5 protein-coding genes and 1 pseudogene are annotated in these 3,041 nt (G+C 41.5%); 4 read left to right on the top strand and 2 right to left on the bottom strand.

All coding sequences use genetic code 11. The annotated features are described in order from the left end of the window. Window positions 1-106: pseudogene (locus A3757_RS25305) on the bottom strand (type II toxin-antitoxin system Phd/YefM family antitoxin); the annotation flags it as partial. Window positions 107-290: 184 nt separating this feature from the next. On the opposite strand from A3757_RS25305, the gene A3757_RS18535 reads away from it, so the two are divergent. From A3757_RS18535 to A3757_RS18520, 4 genes are all read left to right on the top strand, one after another. Beyond that, a complete protein-coding gene (locus A3757_RS18535; RefSeq protein ID WP_068516643.1) occupies window positions 291-563 on the top strand; it encodes a type II toxin-antitoxin system Phd/YefM family antitoxin in 273 nt (90 codons plus the stop codon). Beyond that, window positions 544-813: a Txe/YoeB family addiction module toxin gene (locus A3757_RS18530; RefSeq protein WP_068516648.1), complete on the top strand. Its 270-nt coding sequence runs from the start codon at window positions 544-546 to the stop codon at window positions 811-813. The genes A3757_RS18535 and A3757_RS18530 overlap by 20 nt, the downstream gene beginning before the upstream one ends. Window positions 814-978: 165 nt before the next feature. Continuing rightward, the gene (locus tag A3757_RS18525; RefSeq protein WP_068553687.1) at window positions 979-1,224 is read left to right on the top strand and encodes a type II toxin-antitoxin system CcdA family antitoxin; all 246 of its coding nucleotides are present in this window, start codon (window positions 979-981) and stop codon (window positions 1,222-1,224) included. Beyond that, complete coding sequence (locus A3757_RS18520) at window positions 1,224-1,541, top strand: CcdB family protein (protein ID WP_068516653.1); 318 nt, start codon at window positions 1,224-1,226, stop codon at window positions 1,539-1,541. The genes A3757_RS18525 and A3757_RS18520 overlap by 1 nt, the downstream gene beginning before the upstream one ends. Window positions 1,542-1,610: 69 nt before the next feature. Here A3757_RS18520 and A3757_RS18515 read toward each other — a convergent pair whose 3' ends face one another. After that, a complete protein-coding gene (locus tag A3757_RS18515; protein WP_368664586.1) occupies window positions 1,611-2,471 on the bottom strand; it encodes a PhzF family phenazine biosynthesis protein in 861 nt (286 codons plus the stop codon). Window positions 2,472-3,041 lie beyond the last annotated feature (570 nt).

Genomic DNA, 3,041 nt, shown 5'->3' with positions numbered 1-3,041 from the left:
ATGGCTGGCCATGTTCAGTTATAAGAATAGGTTCTTTTGACTCATGCAGATCTGCAAGCAGTTTCGTTGCTTGTCTCTTTAATGTAGTAACGACTTCAGTTCTCATAGTGACACCTTATATTAAAATGTATCACTATAGTATCACTCGAAATCAAAAAAAACTAACGCCTTATGCAGAGGCGAGTGAAACGAGTCCAGCCCACGGCCCTTTGTGGGCGTTCTTTGATTGCCTTGTTAAGGCTTTTAATTTATATTGTACGGTAATTCCGTACATTTAATTGGTGATTATTATGGATAGTGTAAGTGTTAATAAATTTAGAGACAACTTGAAAGGCTTTGTAGAACAGATAGTTGGGAACCATGAGCCCTTAAAGGTAACTAGGCGAGCCGGTGACGATTTTGTTGTGATGAGTGCTGACGACTGGGAAAGAGAGCAAGAAACCTTATATGTTTTGCAGAATACTAACTTGATGAAGCAAATCGCTGACTCGGTAAAAACACATACTGACAATGAAGGTTATAAGCCAAGCAAGGAGGAGATGAGTGAGATCACTGGTCTTTGAGGGAAATACATGGCAAGAATATGAAACCTTAAGAGAAAACGATAAAAAGCTATATAAGGTACTGTGCCGACAACTTAAGGAAATGCTGCGTGGTAACCCTGCCGAAGGAACGGGAAAACCAGAACAACTTAAGCATAATTTATCGGGACTTTGGTCGAGACGTCTAAGCCAGAAAGACCGGTTAATTTATAAATACGACGATGAGTATATTTACATTTTTGCTATTGGTGGGCACTACGGCCAACACTAATAGGCCTTAACGCCCGGCTCACCGGGAAATTTTGCTGGCGACTTTTTTGTCGCGTAGCGCAAAAATGGTGACAGTAAAATTTGTCCGGTGGAGCCGCTTGTTAAATGCTTGGATATGGAATAGCATAACAATACATATAAACAATGCGCATTAGGAGCAAATACCATGCAACCAAGTTTTGACCAGCAAGCGCCTAAGAAAGCTACTAACCTAACAGTAAACAGTGACCTTTTAAATCAAGCTAAAAGTTTGAAAATAAACTTATCAGCGACACTTGAACAAGCCTTGATTGTTCAAGTAAAAAAAGCACAACGCGAACAATGGCTTAAAGAAAATAAAGATGCTATTGACGAGCTGAACAAGTTGAGTGAAGAGAATGGTTTATTTTCTGACTCATTCAGGAGCTTTTAATGAGCCAATTTACGCTTTATTTGAACAAAGACAAAAGCAGTAAAAAAACATACCCCTATTTTGTTGATGTGCAAAACAACTTACTAAATGACTTGAATTCAAGACTAGTTATCCCGTTAACCCCTTCGAAAAAAGTTAACGAAAAAGTAGCTCAGAAGCTATGTCCTACAGTTAGAATTGAAGGAGAGGATTTCGTCCTCGTTACCAACCAAATGACAACTGTGCCTAAAACGCTTCTGAAATCCGAAGTAGACTCTCTAGAACATTATCGCTACCAAATCATTGATGCGATAGATATGTTGATTACTGGCATTTAACGCCAGCCGTAACCGGCGCATTTGTAGTGAGCAGCGCGAACGAAAAATGCCTCCGAGTTTACGGCATTGTTAGGTTTCGAATGCAATCTCTGCCTCCATAAACGTTACGGCACTTCCGTACAGTATGACTCGGTCGGCTTTGACTTCGCATGTAAGGCTGCCACCACGCTTAGAGACTTGCTTGGCGCTTAAAGTGCTTTTCCCAAGTTTACCAGCCCAGTACGGCGCAAGTTTGCAATGCGCTGCACCAGTAACGGGATCTTCGGGGATGCCAATTTTAGGAGCAAAGAATCTACTGACAAAATCCACATCGGAGCCCGGTGCGGTAACGATTACACCGCGAAAATCGAGTTGGCTAAGCAAAGAGTGGGTTGGTGTGATGGCTCGAACGATTGCCTCATTATCAAACACAGCTACGTAATCATCCGCGACCAATACCTCAATGGGGCACACACCAATGGCTTTAACCAAAGTTTCGGAAACCTCACAAGGAGTTAGTGCTAGCGCCGGAAAATCCATTTTTAGTTGATTGCCATCCTTTTCCACGCAAAGGTTGCCGCTACGCGTCTCAAAGATAATCGTTGGTTCAGTATGACCAAGAATTTCAAAGATGACATGAGCCGTTGCCAATGTGGCATGCCCACATAAATCAACCTCCTTAACAGGACTAAACCATCTTAAATTAAACCCAGTTTCTGTGGGCACGAAAAATGCTGTTTCAGATAAATTGTTTTCTTCTGCGATGGCTTGAAGCAATTCATCTTTCAGCCAGTTATCCAATGGACATACTGCCGCCGGGTTTCCCTCGAATGCACGGGTTGCAAAGGCATCAACTTGGTATTGTTTTATTTTCATATCCGATACTGTGTGATAAAAACCTAACGCCGCAATAAAGGGCGAGCGGCGCGCAGCAAAGCGAGTCCAGCCCACGGGCCCTTTCGTGGGCGATCTTTGATTGCTTGGTTATGTACTGTTGTCACGGAAAGGCCTCGATAATAGTGAGAATACCAACCAAGTTAAATATACAAATACTAAGTAAAAAATGCTAAATACAGACCCAAGCGCAAAAGTAGTGACCTGTGAACCTGTATGGACAGTATCTATTGTTGTTTGATGTTCTGGACCAATTTGAACATTTTCAGGTTTTGGTAACAAAGCTGCCACATCACTTTCTGAGAAAAACGCAATATTTAACAACCAATACGAAAACACCAAGAGAGTTGAGAATAATACGATACCAAAACGCTTGAATCGACCCTTTAAGTACTTTGAATTTAAGAATTGTAATATGAATGGGAATGTTAGAAATATTGCTAACAAAGCCACATAAGGTTGAAAGAATGTAAAAATAAGCTCGAACATTGTGACTAACTACTTTTCCTTGTATGTACATAGACATAATGACTCCCCACGTCCCAAAAGAGTGCTGACCTCCTATCGTGGGTTAGCAAAGCCAGAGCCATAATATATGTGTCATACCATATAAGCGGAGGCCAGCAC

This window comes from Oleiphilus sp. HI0117 (genome assembly GCF_001635235.1).
This window is presented reverse-complemented; position numbering and strand designations above follow the sequence as displayed.

Coding starts and splice junctions, on each gene's coding strand:
- A3757_RS18535 (WP_068516643.1), top strand. CDS start 291: ATGGATAGTGTAAGTGTTAATAAATTTAGAGACAACTTGAAAGGCTTT.
- A3757_RS18525 (WP_068553687.1), top strand. CDS start 979: ATGCAACCAAGTTTTGACCAGCAAGCGCCTAAGAAAGCTACTAACCTA.
- A3757_RS18520 (WP_068516653.1), top strand. CDS start 1,224: ATGAGCCAATTTACGCTTTATTTGAACAAAGACAAAAGCAGTAAAAAA.